This is a genomic window from Burkholderia sp. BC1 (genome assembly GCF_052683555.1).
Genome location: NZ_JBQYLP010000001.1, coordinates 147,053 through 162,194, shown reverse-complemented (window position 1 = coordinate 162,194; position 15,142 = coordinate 147,053). Strand labels below are relative to the sequence as shown.

17 protein-coding genes are annotated in these 15,142 nt (G+C 67.9%); 4 read left to right on the top strand and 13 right to left on the bottom strand.

Going from position 1 to position 15,142, the window contains the following annotated elements:
• Window positions 1-64: 64 nt before the first annotated feature.
• The 3 genes from slmA to argB are packed head-to-tail and all read right to left on the bottom strand — an operon-like array spanning window position 65 to window position 2,384.
• Entirely contained in the window at window positions 65-730 is a 666-nt protein-coding gene (gene slmA, locus ACSHSS_RS00830; RefSeq protein ID WP_012214354.1) for a nucleoid occlusion factor SlmA, read from the bottom strand.
• Window positions 697-1,488: a pyrimidine 5'-nucleotidase gene (locus tag ACSHSS_RS00825; RefSeq protein WP_006401886.1), complete on the bottom strand. Its 792-nt coding sequence runs from the start codon at window positions 1,486-1,488 to the stop codon at window positions 697-699. Before ACSHSS_RS00825 ends, slmA begins: the two co-directional genes overlap by 34 nt.
• Window positions 1,485-2,384 (bottom strand): acetylglutamate kinase, encoded by a 900-nt coding sequence (gene argB / locus ACSHSS_RS00820; protein WP_006401887.1) that lies wholly within the window; start codon window positions 2,382-2,384, stop codon window positions 1,485-1,487. Before argB ends, ACSHSS_RS00825 begins: the two co-directional genes overlap by 4 nt.
• A 294-nt stretch (window positions 2,385-2,678) precedes the next feature.
• Between argB and ACSHSS_RS00815 the strand changes: the two genes are divergently transcribed.
• The 3 genes from ACSHSS_RS00815 (at window position 2,679) to ACSHSS_RS00805 (ending at window position 4,960) form a co-directional block, all read left to right on the top strand.
• Window positions 2,679-2,903, top strand: coding sequence for a cysteine-rich CWC family protein (locus ACSHSS_RS00815; RefSeq protein WP_105824520.1), 225 nt, complete (start codon window positions 2,679-2,681; stop codon window positions 2,901-2,903).
• 96 nt (window positions 2,904-2,999) lie between these two features.
• A complete protein-coding gene (locus tag ACSHSS_RS00810; protein WP_105781285.1) occupies window positions 3,000-4,403 on the top strand; it encodes an ATP-binding protein in 1,404 nt (467 codons plus the stop codon).
• A gap of 14 nt (window positions 4,404-4,417) precedes the next feature.
• Window positions 4,418-4,960, top strand: a complete 543-nt coding sequence (locus ACSHSS_RS00805; RefSeq protein WP_006402999.1) for a response regulator transcription factor — start codon at window positions 4,418-4,420, stop codon at window positions 4,958-4,960.
• A 25-nt stretch (window positions 4,961-4,985) separates the two neighbouring features.
• On the opposite strand, the gene ACSHSS_RS00800 is transcribed toward ACSHSS_RS00805, so the two are convergent.
• The 9 genes from ACSHSS_RS00800 to dapF form a co-directional block, all read right to left on the bottom strand.
• Window positions 4,986-5,357: a hypothetical protein gene (locus tag ACSHSS_RS00800; protein ID WP_212160638.1), complete on the bottom strand. Its 372-nt coding sequence runs from the start codon at window positions 5,355-5,357 to the stop codon at window positions 4,986-4,988.
• 214 nt (window positions 5,358-5,571) lie between these two features.
• Entirely contained in the window at window positions 5,572-6,915 is a 1,344-nt protein-coding gene (hslU, locus tag ACSHSS_RS00795; protein WP_006402997.1) for an ATP-dependent protease ATPase subunit HslU, read from the bottom strand.
• 10 nt (window positions 6,916-6,925) lie between these two features.
• On the bottom strand, window positions 6,926-7,462 hold the full coding sequence (gene hslV / locus ACSHSS_RS00790; RefSeq protein WP_006402996.1) for an ATP-dependent protease subunit HslV: 537 nt from the start codon (window positions 7,460-7,462) through the stop codon (window positions 6,926-6,928).
• A 234-nt stretch (window positions 7,463-7,696) separates the two neighbouring features.
• Window positions 7,697-8,113, bottom strand: a complete 417-nt coding sequence (gene dksA / locus ACSHSS_RS00785) for an RNA polymerase-binding protein DksA (protein WP_006402995.1) — start codon at window positions 8,111-8,113, stop codon at window positions 7,697-7,699.
• 475 nt (window positions 8,114-8,588) lie between these two features.
• Entirely contained in the window at window positions 8,589-9,674 is a 1,086-nt protein-coding gene (locus tag ACSHSS_RS00780) for a CobW family GTP-binding protein (RefSeq protein ID WP_039220533.1), read from the bottom strand.
• A gap of 281 nt (window positions 9,675-9,955) precedes the next feature.
• Entirely contained in the window at window positions 9,956-11,170 is a 1,215-nt protein-coding gene (locus ACSHSS_RS00775; RefSeq protein WP_012214348.1) for a class I SAM-dependent rRNA methyltransferase, read from the bottom strand.
• Window positions 11,171-11,246: 76 nt separating this feature from the next.
• Window positions 11,247-12,167 carry a tyrosine recombinase XerC gene (gene xerC / locus ACSHSS_RS00770; protein ID WP_006402990.1) on the bottom strand — a complete coding sequence of 307 codons (921 nt, stop codon included), beginning with the start codon at window positions 12,165-12,167 and terminating at the stop codon, window positions 11,247-11,249.
• A gap of 13 nt (window positions 12,168-12,180) precedes the next feature.
• Entirely contained in the window at window positions 12,181-12,909 is a 729-nt protein-coding gene (locus ACSHSS_RS00765; RefSeq protein WP_012214346.1) for a DUF484 family protein, read from the bottom strand.
• 39 nt (window positions 12,910-12,948) lie between these two features.
• Window positions 12,949-13,818 carry a diaminopimelate epimerase gene (gene dapF, locus ACSHSS_RS00760; RefSeq protein ID WP_006402988.1) on the bottom strand — a complete coding sequence of 290 codons (870 nt, stop codon included), beginning with the start codon at window positions 13,816-13,818 and terminating at the stop codon, window positions 12,949-12,951.
• A 106-nt stretch (window positions 13,819-13,924) separates the two neighbouring features.
• On the opposite strand from dapF, the gene ACSHSS_RS00755 reads away from it, so the two are divergent.
• Window positions 13,925-14,209, top strand: a complete 285-nt coding sequence (locus tag ACSHSS_RS00755; RefSeq protein WP_230975269.1) for a HigA family addiction module antitoxin — start codon at window positions 13,925-13,927, stop codon at window positions 14,207-14,209.
• Window positions 14,210-14,245: 36 nt separating this feature from the next.
• Here ACSHSS_RS00755 and lpxL read toward each other — a convergent pair whose 3' ends face one another.
• Entirely contained in the window at window positions 14,246-15,130 is an 885-nt protein-coding gene (gene lpxL / locus ACSHSS_RS00750) for a lauroyl acyltransferase LpxL (RefSeq protein WP_006402984.1), read from the bottom strand.
• Window positions 15,131-15,142 lie beyond the last annotated feature (12 nt).

The window sequence follows — 15,142 nt, the reverse complement described above, 5'->3', positions numbered from 1 at the left end:
TGTTCGACGTGCGTAGGGGAGGCGGGAGGTAAGCGGGCCGCTGATCGCGGCGCGTGTGGAAGCGCTACTGCAGGATCAATTGCAGCTTCTGCTCGGCCAGTTCGCCGGGCGGTTTCGTGAAGCCGCTGCGCGTGTAGCGCTGCCACGCGCCCACCGCGTAGCCGACGAGGAGGTTCGCGCGAACGGCCGGATCGTAGCCGGCCGGAAGCGGTGCGCCGCTGCCGGCGGCCGCCGTGCGTTCGGCCAGCGCGACGCGCAGGCACTGCCGGACCGAGGCCTCGATCCGCTCGAGCATGCGGTCGATGCGCTCGGCGAGCCGCTCGTGCTCGCCGACGAGCGCCTCGCCGGTCAGCACGCGCGTCATGCCGGGGTTCTTCGCCGCGAAATTGAGCAGCATCATGCCGATCGCGCGCGCCTGGAGCACGCCGTCGGGCTCCTTCGCCGCGATCTGGTTGATGAGCCCGAAGAACGTTTCTTCGATGAATTCGATCAGCCCGTCGTACATCTGGGCCTTGCTCGCGAAATGCCGGTAGAGCGCGGCTTCCGACACGTCGAGCCGTGCCGCGAGCGCGGCCGTCGTGATCTTCTCGCGCTTCGGTGCCTCGAGCATCGACGCGAGCGTCTGCAGGATCAGCATGCGGCGCTCGCCCGGCTTCGGTCGGGCGCGCGCTCGCGCGGGTGTGGCCTGGTCGTCCGTTACGCGGTGGTCCTGCGGGTGAGTCGGCTGCATTTTTGTCGCCCCGATCGAGTGCCCAGTCGGAGCGATTTTAGCGAACGAATCCGCCGGTCGACATAATGCGGGCGTCCGGTGCTCGGCAGATGGCCGGGCAAGTGCCCGGTGATCCACACGGTGCCGATCCCGAGCCGCTTGTAGCGCTTCAGATGGCCGCGCGTATCCTCGACGAGAATCGCATCCTCGATGCGCGCGTGCGCGTCGCGCAGCACGCGGCGCAGCATCGCGGAATCGGGCTTCGCGCGCCACGTGCGGCGGTCGCGCATGTGCTCGATCGCGATCACGCGCTCGAACAGGCGCTCGATGCGCAGTTCGCGCAGCACCGCGCGCGCATAGCGTTCGGGCGCGTTCGTCAGCACGAACTTGCGGCCCGGCAGCGCGGCGACGACGCGCGCGAGCCCGCGCTCCGCACGCAGCATCGCGGGCAGGTCGGCAAACGTATGGACGACGCGCAGGAAATCGTGCGGATCGATCGGATGGTGGCGCGTAAGGCCCAGCAGCGCGGCACCGTAGCGCATCGTGTAGCCCGTGCGCAGCCGATCGGCTTCGGCGCGTTCGACCTGTAGCGTGTCGACGATGTACTGCGTCATTGCACGGTTGATCTCGGGAAAGATCGCGTGCGACGCGTGGTGCAGCGTGTTGTCGAGATCGAACAGCCAGACCGGCGCGCCGGCGCGCGGCCGGCTGCGGGACACGCGCCGGCGGCGCAGCGACGCCGGCAGATCGATACCGGAGGGTGGGCGGCGCGCGCTCAATGCGAGCGGATCATCGTGCCGAACGGCTGCTCGGTCAGGATTTCGAGCAGCACCGAATGCTCGATGCGGCCGTCGACGATATGGACCGACTTCACGCCGCTCTTCGCTGCGTCGAGCGCCGACGAGATCTTCGGCAGCATGCCGCCGGAAATCGTGCCGTCCTCGAACAGCGCGTCGATCTCGCGTGCGGACAGATCGGTCAGCAGGTTGCCTTCCTTGTCCATCACGCCCGGGATGTTGGTCATCATCACGAGCTTTTCGGCGTTCAGCACCGTCGCCAGCTTGCCGGCGACGAGATCCGCGTTGATGTTGTACGACAGGCCGTCTTCGCCGAAGCCGATCGGCGAGATCACGGGGATGAACGCGTCGTCCTGCAGCGCCTTCACGACGGCCGGGTTGATCGCCTCGACTTCGCCGACCTGGCCGATGTCGATGTACTCGCCCGGGTTGTCGCGGTCCGGCATCAGCAGCTTGCGCGCATGGATCAGGCCGCCGTCCTTGCCGGTCAGGCCGACCGCGTGGCCGCCGAAGTGATTGATCAGCATCACGATGTCCTGCTGCACTTCACCGCCCAGCACCCATTCGACGACTTCCATCGTCTCTTCGTCGGTCACGCGCATGCCCTGGATGAAGGTGCCCGCCTTGCCGATCTTCTTCAGCGCGTGATCGATCTGCGGACCGCCGCCGTGGACGATCACCGGATTGATGCCGACCAGCTTCAGCAGGATCACGTCGCGCGCGAAGCCCTGCTTGAGCCGTTCTTCCGTCATCGCATTGCCGCCGTATTTGATGACCACGGTCTTGCCGTGATAGCGGCGGATATACGGCAGCGCCTCGGCAAGGATTTCTGCTTTCAGCGTAGGGGCGATCTGCGAGAGGTCGAGGGGCTCGGACATGGCGGCGGCTCTGGCTGGGAACGGTTGAAACAGGGCGAATTGTACAGGAGTGGCGCAGCGCAGCATCGGTTTTTGGGTCGGCCGAACGGCCGGTGCCGAGCGCCGCGCAGAACGCGCGGTGCCCCGCCAGTCATGGCCGAGCGGCCTGCGCGCGGCGCTGGCCGCGCAGCGATCGGCGCCGGATGTGTGCCGGTGCGCGGTGCGCATCGGCCGATCGGCCGACGTGCAAAATCCGGCTGCCGCGCTATGCTTGTCGCGTAGGGCGCTGCATCGCCCGTTTCCGCGATTTTCGCCATGACCGATTCTGCCGCCGGCGCCCGTTCGGTTCCGCGTCGCGTGCGCTGCGCGCGCTGCGGGCGCGCCTTCGACTGCGGCGCGCACACGCAGCCGTTCGAGTGCTGGTGCGCGTCGATGCCGACGCCGCCCGGTGCGCCGCCGTCGGCGCCCGGCGTGCGTTGCCTGTGCCCCGAATGCCTGGCCGCCGAGATCGCGCAGCGGATGGCAGGCGCGCCCGGCTGACGCGCGGCACGCGAAACCGGCGGCGAACGATCGTGCCGGCGCGCGCCGATCCGGCCCCGCTGGAGGCGCCGCACGCGAAACGGGTAAACTGCCCGGATGCAACGAATCACCACCACCGGGCGCGTCAATCTGAGTCACCTGTTCTGGCTGCGCAATCTCGCGATCATCGGCCAGCTCGTGACGATCGGCGTCGTGCAGACGTATTTCGGCGTGCATCTGCCGTTGCCGGCGATGCTGATGGTCATCGCGCTCGAAATCGTCTTCAACGCGCTGACGTGGGTGCGCGTGTTGCGCGCGCGTCCGGAGACGAACTTCGAGCTGCTCGGCCAGCTGTGGGTCGACCTCGGTGCGCTGTCGGCGCTGCTGTTCCTGTCGGGCGGCACGACGAATCCGTTCGTGTCGCTGTATCTGCCGTCGCTCGCGATTGCGGCGGCCGTGCTGCCGTGGCATCTGATGATCTGGCTCGCGGCGTTTGCCGTCGCCTGCTACGCGGCGCTCGGTTTCGATTCGGTGCCGCTGAACATGGACAATCCGGCGAACCTGTTCGACTACTACCGCACCGGGATGTGGGTGAACTTCATGGTGAGCGTCGGGCTGATCGCGTGGTTCGTCGCGCGCATGTCGAATGCGCTGCGGCAGCGCGATTCGGCGCTCGGCGACGCGCAGCAGCGGCTGCTGCGCGACGAGCGCGCGGTCGCGCTGGGCGTGCAGGCCGCGACGGTCGCGCACGAAATGGGCACGCCGCTGTCGACGATCGCGATGCTCGCCGAAGAGCTGCGCGATGCCGCACGCGACGATCCGGGTCTCGCGCGCTACGAGGCCGACCTGAAAGTGCTCGAAGAACAGATGATGCTGTGCACGTCGGCGCTCGCGCGCCTGCGCAGCCGCGCAAGTGCGCCGGCGAGCCGGCAGCCGGTCGACGAGTGGCTCGACACGTTCGTCGAGCACTGGCGCCTGCGGCATCCGCACGTGCAGTTCGAGCTGCTCGGGGCGCGCCCGTCCGGCGTCGCGCTCGACGATACGGTCGCGGCCGGCCAGATCCTGACGATCCTGCTCGACAACGCGGCGCGCGCGAGCCCGCACCGCGTGACGCTGGCCGCGAAGGTCGTGCACGATCGCACGCCCGACCAGATTGCATTCGAAGTATGCGACGACGGGCCCGGCATTCCGGCCGCGCTGCGCGAATCGCTCGGCGCGATGCCGGTCGACAGCACGCAGGGCGGGCACGGTGTCGGCCTGTATCTCGCATTCAGCGCGGCGGCGCGTCTGGGCGGCGAGATCGAGCTGTCCGACGTGACGCCGCGCATCGGCGGCGCCGCACGTGCCGGCGCCGCCACGGCGGCGGCCGCGCAGGCATCGGGCCAGGGCACGGCGCCGGCCGAACGCGCGGCAGGCGCGGACGGCCGGCCGGCCGCCGGCGGCCGCGGCACGCGCGCCGTGCTGCGACTGCCGGTCGCACGCATCGCGGTGCAGCCGGCGGCCGCCTCCCACCACACGTAGACGGAGAGAAACCTATGAGCGACAACAATTTCCTGGTGATCGACGACAACGAGGTGTTCGCGGGCACGCTTGCGCGCGGCCTCGAGCGCCGCGGCTATGCGGTCCAGCAGGCGCACGACAAGGAGACGGCGCTCAGGCTCGCCGCGGCGGGCAAGTTCCAGTTCATCACCGTCGACCTGCATCTCGGCGACGATTCGGGGCTGAGCCTGATCGCGCCGCTGTGCGACCTGCAGCCCGACGCGCGGATTCTCGTGCTCACGGGCTACGCGAGCATCGCGACGGCCGTGCAGGCCGTGAAGGAAGGGGCCGACAACTATCTCGCGAAGCCCGCGAACGTCGAGTCGATCCTCGCGGCGCTGCAGACCAACGCGAGCGAGGTGCAGGCCGAGGAAGCGATCGAGAACCCGGTCGTGTTGTCGGTCGACCGGCTCGAGTGGGAGCACATCCAGCGCGTGCTGGCCGAGAACAACAACAACATCTCGGCTACGGCGCGCGCGCTGAACATGCACCGCCGCACGCTGCAGCGAAAGCTCGCGAAGAAGCCGGTCCGGCAGTAAGCGGCCGCGTGGGGCGGCGGCGCGTTCATCGGGGCGAACGGCCGGCGTCGCGCGCCAGTTGCGCGTTGATCTCGGCTTTCAGCCGGATCGTCATCAATGCGGTGCCGATCGCGGACGTGAGCGGATACATCAGCGCGCCGACGATACCCGCCATGATCGGCGGCGCCCACGAGGCGGACAGGCAGCGGCCCGCGACGAACGCGACGCCCGCACCCAGGAGCAGCCCGAGCAGCAGGGCGCCGGCCATTCCGCCGAGCCATGAAACCACGAACGCGACGTTGTAGCGGTGCAGCGAATCGCGGCGAACGCGCTCGAGCAGCGCATGCAGATCGGCGCGCGTCAGCGCCCTCAGTTCGGGCACGAACAGGCCGGCAATCGAAGGGAACAGAATCGGCATCGGATGACGGAGCGTAACGTTGGCTCGACGGGAAGCGGGATGCCTGCCTGATTGCGGCTGGGCGGCCCAGGCAGCGAGCGACGATCGATGCTAGACGGTCGACCCGACGCGCGCCATTGGACGCGTCCGAAATGCGCGCGCCACAGCGAAAACGGGCGGCCCCGCAAAGGGCCGCCCGTCGTTTCATGCTTCGCCGTGCGCGGTGCGCCGCGCGTTACAGCACGTAGCGCGACAGATCCTCGTCCTGCGAGACTTCGCCGAGCGCACGGTCGACATACTTCGCGTCGATCGTCACGCGCTCGCCGGCGTGATTGCCGGCCGAGAACGACACTTCCTCGAGCAGCTTCTCGATCACCGTATACAGGCGGCGCGCGCCGATGTTCTCGGTCTTCTCGTTCACCGAATACGCGATTTCCGCGAGGCGACGAATGCCGTCGTCCGCGAATTCGAGCTCGACATCTTCGGTGGCGAGCAGCGCCTGGTACTGCTTGACGAGGCTCGCGTCGGTCGCGACCAGGATCGCCTCGAAGTCGTTCACCGACAGCGAATCGAGCTCGACGCGGATCGGGAAGCGGCCCTGCAGTTCGGGGATCAGGTCGCTCGGCTTCGCGAGATGGAACGCGCCGCTCGCGATGAACAGGATGTGATCGGTCTTCACCATCCCGTACTTCGTGTTGATCGTCGTGCCTTCGACGAGCGGCAGCAGGTCGCGCTGCACGCCCTGGCGCGACACTTCGCCGCCGCTGCCTTCGTTGTTGCGCGACGTGATCTTGTCGATTTCGTCGAGGAACACGATGCCGTTCTGCTCGACGTTCTGCACGGCCTTCGTCTTCACTTCCTCGTCGTTGAGCATCTTCGCCGCTTCCTCGTCGGTCAGCAGCTTCAGCGCTTCCTTGATCTTCACCTTGCGGCGCTGCTTCTTGCCGCTGCCGAGGTTCGAGAACATCGAGCGGATCTGCTCGGTCATCTCTTCCATGCCCGGCGGCGCCATGATGTCCATCCCGACGCTCGGCTGTTCGAGATCGAGTTCGATCTCCTTGTCGTCGAGCTGGCCTTCGCGCAGGCGCTTGCGGAACGTCTGGCGCGTCGCGTTGTTGTCGTCGTTCGCATGGTCGGCGTTGCCGCCGAAGCCGACCGCGCGCGGCTGCGGCAGCAGGATGTCGAGGATGCGGTCTTCCGCCTGATCGGTCGCCTTGCTGCGCACCTTGCGCATTTCGCTTTCGCGCGTCTGCTTGACCGAAATCTCGACGAGGTCGCGCACGATGCTGTCGACGTCGCGGCCGACATAGCCGACTTCGGTGAACTTGGTCGCTTCGATCTTGATGAACGGCGCGTCGGCCAGCTTCGCGAGGCGGCGCGCGATTTCGGTCTTGCCGACGCCCGTCGGCCCGATCATCAGGATGTTCTTCGGCGTGATTTCCTGGCGCAGCGGTTCGGCGACCTGCTGGCGGCGCCAGCGGTTGCGCAGCGCGACCGCGACGGCCTTCTTCGCCTTGGCCTGGCCGATGATGTGCTTGTCGAGTTCCGAGACGATCTCGGCAGGGGTCATGGTGCTCATGGTACGGTCCTTACTCGATCGTTTCGATGACGCGGTTGTGGTTCGTGTAGATGCACATGTCGCCGGCGATCTCGAGCGACTTTTCGACGATCTCGCGCGGCGACAGCTCGGTGTTCTCCGCGAGCGCGCGCGCGGCGGCCTGCGCATACGCGCCGCCCGAGCCGATCGCGCAGATGCCGCCTTCCGGATCGAGCACGTCGCCGTTGCCGGTGATCACGAGCGTCGTGTTCGCGTCGGCCGTGATCAGCATCGCCTCGAGGCGGCGCAGCATGCGGTCGGTGCGCCAGTCCTTCGCGAGTTCGACGGCCGCGCGCGTCAGATTGCCCTGGTGCTTCTCGAGCTTCGCCTCGAAGCGGTCGAGCAGCGAGAACGCATCGGCGGTGCCGCCCGCGAATCCGACCAGAACCTGGTTGTTGTAGATCCGCCGCACTTTCCGCGCGCCACCCTTCATGACGATGTTGCCGAGGGTCACCTGGCCGTCGCCGCCGAGCGCGACCTTGTCGCCGCGCCGGACCGAAACGATGGTCGTGCCGTGAAATTGCTCCATCTGCGTTCCTTGAGAAAAACGGGGAATGAGTCGGGCGGCGCGCCGCGCCGCCGGGTGAATCGCAGTGCGCCGGGGAGCGGCCCGGCGCGCGTCCGTTTCATTTTAGGGCGGGCGCCGCGATATCAAGGGGCGGCGGCAAATCGGGCGAGCGCGAACCGGCGCCCGAAAAACAAAAAGCGCGCGGCAGGCCGCGCGCTTTCGGGAAGCAGCGTGTCGGAGCGGAACGTCGCCCGGTCAGTCGCCGAACAGCTTCTGGCGCAGCTCGCGGCGCTCCTGCGCCTCGAGCGACAGCGTCGCGGTCGGGCGCGCGAGCAGACGCGGGATGCCGATCGGTTCGCCGGTTTCCTCGCACCAGCCGTATTCGCCGGACTCGATGCGGGCGAGCGACTGCTGGACCTTCTTGAGCAGCTTGCGCTCGCGGTCGCGCGTGCGCAGTTCGAGCGCATGCTCTTCCTCGATCGTCGCGCGATCGGCAGGGTCCGGCACGATCACCGTCTCGCGAAGGTTCTCGGTCGTCTGGCCGGCGTTGTGGAGAATTTCCGCCTGCAATTGTTCGAGCCGAGCTTTGAAGAAGGCGAGCTGATCCTCATTCATGTAATCCTTGTCGCTCATCTTCAGGATTTCGGCTTCGGTCAAGAGTTTCTTCGTCATCTGCTTGCTTCTTCAATGTGCGGCAAATCAGGAGATATTGCCTGCACTTTGGGATTACCCGCAACTGCGCTTGCAATCATTTGCGATTGGCCGCTGCGGGGCCGAAAGCCTCTGGAAAACCGGTTCTCAAATACCAGGATAGGCCTGGCGCGGACCTGCGCGCGCGGCGAACCGGTGTGCTGCGTGGCAGATCGCATCGGGCGCGGCCGGTGGCGGATGGGCGATCCGGCGCGGTTGCGATGCCCGGACAATGTTCTGCAAGAACCGGGCCTGTTATTGCCGTACTCCAGCGGGCACGTATTGTAACTGAATCGCAAGCGTGCGCCGTATCGGGTCGATCCCCGTCGGCTGCGCCAATATCTAGAAAATATAACGCGCAAATCGCGAAAAAGCGATGACGGCAAAACCCTTCCCGGCGGCGGTCGCGGGCGCCGCCCGAAAGCGGCGCCGCGCCGGTGCGCGAAGGGCGCGGGCGTTACGCGAGGCAGGCGTCGAGGCCGTCGGTGATCAGGTCCTGCGGCAGGTCGACGCCGATGAACACCATCTTGTTGGTCTTCTTCTCGGCCGGCAGCCACTTCGCGGCGAGATCGCTGCCCATCATCTGGTGCACGCCCTGGAACACGACCTTGCGGTCGACGCCCTTCATGTACAGCACGCCCTTGTAGCGCAGCATGCGCTCGCCGTAGATCTGCAGGATGCCGCCGAGGAAGTCTTCCAGCTTGTTCGGATCGAACGGACGATCGTTGCGGTACACGAACGACTTGATCTTGTCGTCGTGGTGCGCGTGGTGGTGGTTGTGGTGGCCATGACCGTGGCCGTGGTCGTGATCGTGCGCGCATTGGCCGTGATCGTGATCGCAATGTGCGTGATCGTGGTCATGATCGTGGTCGTGGTGCGCGTGATCGTCCTCGGCGAGGAAATCCGGATCGATCTCGAGCTTCGCGTTCAGGTTGAAGCCGCGCAGGTCGAAGATCTCCTTGATGTCGGCGTCGCCGAAGTTCACGAGCTTGATCGTGGCCTTCGGGTTCATGTGCATCAGGCGGTGCTTGAGGCCCGCGACGGTCTCGTCGTCGACCAGGTCCGACTTCGTGATGAACAGGCGATCGGCGAAGCCGACCTGGCGCTGCACGACTTCGTGCTCGTCGAGCTGCGCGTTCGCGTGCTTGGCGTCGACGAGCGTGATGACGGCGTCGAGCAGGAAGTCGTCGGCGATCTCGCTGTCGATGAAGAAGGTCTGCGCGACCGGGCCCGGGTTCGCGAGGCCGGTCGTCTCGATCACGATGCGGTCGAAGTCGAGCTTGCCTTCGCGCTTCTTCGCGGCGAGATCGCCGAGCGCGCGCGCCAGATCGCCGCGGATCGTGCAGCAGATGCAGCCGTTGCTCATCTGGATGATCTGCTCGTTCGTGTCCTGCACGAGGATCTCGTTGTCGATGTTCTCTTCGCCGAATTCGTTCTCGATCACGGCGATCTTCATGCCGTGATGTTCGTTCAGGATGCGCTTGAGCAGCGTCGTCTTGCCGCTGCCGAGGAAGCCGGTGAGGATGGTGACGGGAGTGGCCATGTCGGTCGCCTGCGGTTCGTGAATCGGGGTCAAAACCAGGATGTGCAACGCGCCCGCTCAGCGGGGCGCACAGCCATCCATTGAAACATATCTGTCAAGCCCGCGTCGGTCGGCCGGACGACAGAGGCGAGCATGAAGCCGCCATGCGCTGCCGGCCGCGTGTGCGGCGTGGGTCGCGAGGTCGCTGCGTCGTAGGCAGCGGGCGACGGACGGGGGGCGGGCGGCCGGGCCTGCCGCGTCGCACGCCGCACGCCGCACGCCGTGCGCGAAGATCGGGGCGCTTACACGACTTGCAACAGCAGCCCCTTCAAATATTCGCCTTCCGGGAACGCGGCGAGCAGCGGGTGATCGACGCCCGCGCCGAGGCGCTTGAGGATCCGCGCGTCGACTTTCGCGTCGGCCGCCGCGCCCGCGACGATCTTCTGGAACAGATCCATGTCGATCGCGCCCGAGCACGAATAGGTGAACAGCAGGCCGCCCGGACGCAGCAGACGGAACCCGCTCAGGTTGATGTCCTTGTACGCGCGTGCGGCGCGGTCCACGCTGTCGCGCGTCGGCGCGAATTTCGGCGGGTCGAGCACGATCAGGTCGAAGCGCTCGCCTTCGTCGACGAGGCGGCGCAGCGTCTTGAACGCGTCGGCGTCGAGCCAGGTCGCGCGCGCCGGATCGAAGCCGTTCGCGACGACGTTCTGCTGCGCGAGTGCGAGCGCGTCGCCGGACGAGTCGATCGACACGACGCGCGTCGCGCCGCCCTTGAGCGCCGCCAGCGAAAAGCCGCCCGTGTAGCAGAAGCAGTTCAGCACGTCGCGGCCCGCCGCATGCTGCGCGACGAGCGCGCGGTTGTCGCGCTGATCGACGTAGAAGCCGGTCTTGTGGCCGTTCGGCACGTCGACGTGATAGCGCACGCCGTTTTCGTCGACGATCAGCGTCGCGGGCGGCGCGTCGCCGGCCAGCACGCCGGTCGTCTGCTCGAGCCCTTCCTTGTCGCGGATCGACACGTCCGAGCGCTCGTAGACGTTCGGGCAGCCGGTCGCGCCGACCAGCGCCGCGACGATCGCGTCCTTCCACGCTTCGACGCCCGCGGCCATGAACTGGCAGACGAGCTGGCCGCGCGGCGCGGCGCCGGCTTCGGCGGTATCCGCCACGTAGTGGTCGACGATCAGGCCCGGCAGCCCGTCGGCCTCGCCGAATACGAGGCGCACGGCGCCGGTGCCCGACACCATCGCGGTGCGGTGCGCGACCGCGCGCTGCACGCGGCGCTTGAAGAACGCGTGATCGATCGGCTCGTTCTCGTCGAAGCTCCATACGCGCACGCGGATCTGCGACTGCGGGCTGTAGGCGCCGCGCGCGAGAAAGCGGCCGTCGTGCGCGCGCACGACGACCGTCGCGCCCGGCGCGGGCTTGCCGTCGACGCGGTCGATCGCGTTCGCGTAGATCCACGGATGGCGGCGCAGCAGCGATTTTTCCTTGGACGGCTTCAGTGTGACGGTTTGCATGATGAATTCGAAATGGGCCGCGGGCGGAGCCGACCGTCGCCGGTCGCCGCGCGCGGCGGATAACACGGAAAGCGCGTCAGTCGCGCTTCTTCGCGCGCGGATGCGCGCTGTCGTAAATCTTCGCGAGATGCTGGAAGTCGAGCGACGTATACACCTGCGTCGCCGAGACGCTCGCGTGGCCGAGCAGCTCCTGCACCGCGCGCAGGTCGCCGCTCGACTGCAGCACATGGGTCGCGAACGAATGGCGCAGCACGTGCGGATGCACGTGTGCGGGAATGCCGGCGGCCAGTGCCGCGCGCTTCACGCGTTCGCGCACGACGCCGGGCGACATCCGGTTGCCGCGCACCGACAGGAACAGCGGATGCGGATCGTGCTTCACGAATTCGCCGCGCACCGCGAGCCACGCGTTCAGCGCGTCGATCGCCTTGCGGCCGACCGGCACCTTGCGCTCCTTGTTGCCCTTGCCGCGCACGGTCACTTCCGCTTCGGCGAGATCGAGCCAGCCGGCCGACCGGTAATCGCCCGTCTGCGTATACGCGACGTCGAGGCCGATCAGCTCGGCGAGGCGCAGGCCCGACGAATAGAACAGCTCGAGGATCGCGTGATCGCGGATGCCTTCGGTCGTATCGGCGAGCGGCGCGTCCATCAGCGCGGACGCATCGTCGACCGACAGCGCTTTCGGCAGCGTCTTCGGCCGCTTCGGTGCACGCACCGCGGCGACCGGATTCGCCGGCATCTCGACGCGCTGTGCGAGCCAGCGGTAGAACGCGCGCCACGCGGACAGCCGGTGCGAGATCGAGCGCGCCGACAGCCCGCCCGCATGCGCACGCGCGACGGCGCCGCGTATGTCGGCCGCGACCAGCGTGTCGAGCGGGCGACCGGCGGCGAGCTTCTTCAGTTCGTCGAGTTCGTGCGTATACGCGCGCAGCGTGTGTTCCGACAACTGCCTGACGTGCTTCAGGTTCGACAGGTAGGCGGCGATCGGATCGTCGGTCATCGCGTGCGCGGTATCAGTGCGGCAGCAGGCGCGTGAGCGCGGCGCTCGCGAGCGTCGCGATCTGCGCGAGGAAGTCGGTCGCCATGCCGTCGTGGAAGCGGCGTGGATCGGGCGAGCCGAGCACGAGCAGGCCGAATGCGGGCGCGTCGGCGCCGGCCTGCGGCGCGCGCAGCGCAAGCAGCGCGACCGATGCGGCCGCGCCGTCGCCGGCCGGCGCCGCGGCGTCGCCGCCGTCCGCCGCATTCGCGGCCGGCGCGGCCACCGCCGGCGCGAGCCACTGCGCGGCTTCGAAGCCGGTGTTCGCGCCGCAATACGGCGTCACGAGGCCGTTGGCGAAGAGCCGCACTTCCTCGCCGACCTGGCGCGCGAAGTCGGCCTGTGCGTACGTATCGGCGACGTCCCAGACGCGCAGCGCCGTCTGCGGCACGTCGAACACGTCGGCGATGCCGTCGGCGATCGTGCGCGGCAGCGCGTACGGATCGCGCTCGGCGATCACGCGCGCGGTCCAGCGGCCGAACTTCGCGGACAGGCTGTCGTTCTCGTGCCCGTAGCGCACGAGTTCGGCGAGCCGACGTTCGAGATGCTTGTTCTTGTCGCGCAGCATCTCCATCTGCCGTTCCTGCAGCGAGATCGCGGCCTTGCCGTGCGGGTTCGCGAGGCGGATCGTCGCGAGCAGTTCGGCGTGCCGCGCGAAGAATTCGGGGTTGGCGAGCAGGTAGTCGGCGACTTCGCGATCGTTCATGTGACTGGCGCGTTCTTCGGGTTATCGGACGTTGAAAGGTCAGGCGGGCAGGTCGATCTCGCCTTCGAACACGGTCGCCGCGGGGCCGGCCATCATCAGCGCGGCCGATTCGTCGCGTGCGCCGTCCCAGCCGATCGTCAGCGTGCCGCCGTGCGTGTGCACGGTGACCGGCGAATCGAGCAGCCCGCGCCGGATCCCGGCCGCGACGGCCGCGCATGCGCCGGTGCCGCAGGCGAGCGTTTCGCCCGCGCCGCGTTCGTAGACGCGCAGCTTCACCTCGCTGCGCGACACGATCTGCATGAAGCCGGCATTCACGCGCTGCGGAAAGCGCGCATGGCGCTCGATCAGCGGGCCTTCCTCGAGCACCGGATACGCTTCGGCATCGTCGACGACCTGTACCGCATGCGGATTGCCCATCGAGACCGTCGAGATCCAGCGCGTGCGGCCGCCGACCTCGAGCGGCCACAGCGTGTCGCGGCCTTCGCTGCGGCCGTCGAGGCCCGACGCATCGAACGGCACCTGCTCGGGCGCGAACACGGGCGCGCCCATGTCGACGACCACTTCGCCGTTGTCCTGCATCGTCAGCGTGATGAGGCCCTTCATCACCTGCACGCGCACGCTGCGCTTGTCGGTGAGGCCGCGATCGCTGACGAATTTCACGAAGCAGCGCGCGCCGTTGCCGCAGTGTTCGACTTCGCCGCCGTCGCAGTTGAAGATCCGGTACTTGAAGTCGGCGCCGTCGACGGTCGGCTTCTCGACGAGCAGCAGCTGGTCGGCGCCGATGCCGAAGTGGCGGCTGGCGAGCGCGCGCACCTGCGCGGCGGTGAGCGGCGGCAGCGTGCGCGAATAGCCGTCGAGCACGACGAAGTCGTTGCCCGCGCCGTGCATCTTGGTGAACGAGAGTTTCACTGGGTCCGGAATTCCATGGCGATCGAGGCGGTCGGCACCGCGCGGGCGACGACGCGCGCTATCGCGCGGCGCCGTTCGTCGGGCCGATCTCAACCGCAAATGATACATGCAGCGGACCGGGGCGTCCCGCGCGGACGGGCGCTTCGCGTCGGGCCGCGGGCATGAACGCACGCCGATTCGGCAGCTCGGCGTGACGCGCGCCGCGCTTTCGCGCATCCTGCACGGCCATGCGGGCATCTCGCCGGAAATGGCACTGCGCCTCGAGGCGTGGCTCGGCGAGGAGCATGGCGGCCGCGCCGATCTGTGGCTCGCGCAGCAGTCCGCCTACGATCTATGGCAGGCGCGCGCGAAGGGTGCGCCGAAAGTCGCGCGGGCGCAGGCCCGCACCTGAACCGCACCCGCATATGCGGGCCTCTGCGCCGCCGCTTCAGTAAAGGCTCGGCTCGCCCGGCGGCCGCGTCTTGAAACGCTTGTGCACCCAGTAGTACTGCTCGGGCATCAGCGGAATCTGCTCCTCGAGGAATTCGTTCATCCGCCGCGCATCGAGATCGTCGTCGCCGGTCGGGTAGTGGTCCCACGGCTTGAACACCCTCAGCCGGTAGCCCTTGTAGTTCGGCAGCACCTCGCCGATGAACGGGACGACCTGCGCGTGGCCCGTCTTCGCGAGCCGGCCGACGGCCGTCAGCGTGCAGGCCGGCACGCCGAAGAAGGGTACGAACGTCGAGTTGCGCAGCCCGTAGTCCATGTCGGCGCCGAGCATCACCGGCTTGCGATCGCGCAGCCAGCGCAGCACGACGCGCGCGCTGTCGGCGCGCCCGACCATCTCCGCGTCGAAGCGGCCGCGCGCCTTCTTCGCTTCGGCTTCGAGCACCGGATTCGAGAACGGCTGGTACAGCGACCCGCAGCGGCGGTGCAGCGACCGGTTCAGCCAGATCGAGCCGGCCTCGATGCCGACGAAGTGCAGGCCGAGGAACAGCGTCGGCGGCAGGTCGGGATCGTCGAGGTCGACCGCGCTGTCGACCTGGATCAGCTTCGCGAGCTTCTTCTCGGAGCCGAACCACTGGACGCTGCGCTCGACGTAGCTGCGGATCGCATGGCGGAAGTGCCGGCCGGCAACTTCCTCGCGGCGTGCGTCGCTCCAGTCCGGAAAGCAGAGTTTCAGGTTGGTGTGTACGATGCGCTTTCGCCGGCTGGGAATCTGGTACAGCAGCCAGCCCAGGCCGTCGCCGATGCGCGCGGTGAGACCGTACGGCAGCAGGGCGAACAGCTTCAGCAAGCCGATGGCGAGGTGCGTGCCGAGACGGCCTAGCATGCGGAACCTCCG

What these genes read in the sequence shown, in the direction of transcription:
- hslU (WP_006402997.1), bottom strand. Translation starts at nt 6,915, where the DNA reads ATGAGCACCATGACCCCTGCCGAGATCGTCTCGGAACTCGACAAGCAC.
- ACSHSS_RS00800 (WP_212160638.1), bottom strand. Translation starts at nt 5,357, where the DNA reads ATGCCGATTCTGTTCCCTTCGATTGCCGGCCTGTTCGTGCCCGAACTG.
- ACSHSS_RS00780 (WP_039220533.1), bottom strand. Translation starts at nt 9,674, where the DNA reads ATGGCCACTCCCGTCACCATCCTCACCGGCTTCCTCGGCAGCGGCAAG.
- ACSHSS_RS00755 (WP_230975269.1), top strand. Translation starts at nt 13,925, where the DNA reads ATGCAGCGGACCGGGGCGTCCCGCGCGGACGGGCGCTTCGCGTCGGGC.
- ACSHSS_RS00805 (WP_006402999.1), top strand. Translation starts at nt 4,418, where the DNA reads ATGAGCGACAACAATTTCCTGGTGATCGACGACAACGAGGTGTTCGCG.
- hslV (WP_006402996.1), bottom strand. Translation starts at nt 7,462, where the DNA reads ATGGAGCAATTTCACGGCACGACCATCGTTTCGGTCCGGCGCGGCGAC.
- xerC (WP_006402990.1), bottom strand. Translation starts at nt 12,167, where the DNA reads ATGACCGACGATCCGATCGCCGCCTACCTGTCGAACCTGAAGCACGTC.
- argB (WP_006401887.1), bottom strand. Translation starts at nt 2,384, where the DNA reads ATGTCCGAGCCCCTCGACCTCTCGCAGATCGCCCCTACGCTGAAAGCA.
- lpxL (WP_006402984.1), bottom strand. Translation starts at nt 15,130, where the DNA reads ATGCTAGGCCGTCTCGGCACGCACCTCGCCATCGGCTTGCTGAAGCTG.
- ACSHSS_RS00810 (WP_105781285.1), top strand. Translation starts at nt 3,000, where the DNA reads ATGCAACGAATCACCACCACCGGGCGCGTCAATCTGAGTCACCTGTTC.
- ACSHSS_RS00815 (WP_105824520.1), top strand. Translation starts at nt 2,679, where the DNA reads ATGACCGATTCTGCCGCCGGCGCCCGTTCGGTTCCGCGTCGCGTGCGC.
- dksA (WP_006402995.1), bottom strand. Translation starts at nt 8,113, where the DNA reads ATGACGAAGAAACTCTTGACCGAAGCCGAAATCCTGAAGATGAGCGAC.
- slmA (WP_012214354.1), bottom strand. Translation starts at nt 730, where the DNA reads ATGCAGCCGACTCACCCGCAGGACCACCGCGTAACGGACGACCAGGCC.
- ACSHSS_RS00765 (WP_012214346.1), bottom strand. Translation starts at nt 12,909, where the DNA reads ATGAACGATCGCGAAGTCGCCGACTACCTGCTCGCCAACCCCGAATTC.
- ACSHSS_RS00775 (WP_012214348.1), bottom strand. Translation starts at nt 11,170, where the DNA reads ATGCAAACCGTCACACTGAAGCCGTCCAAGGAAAAATCGCTGCTGCGC.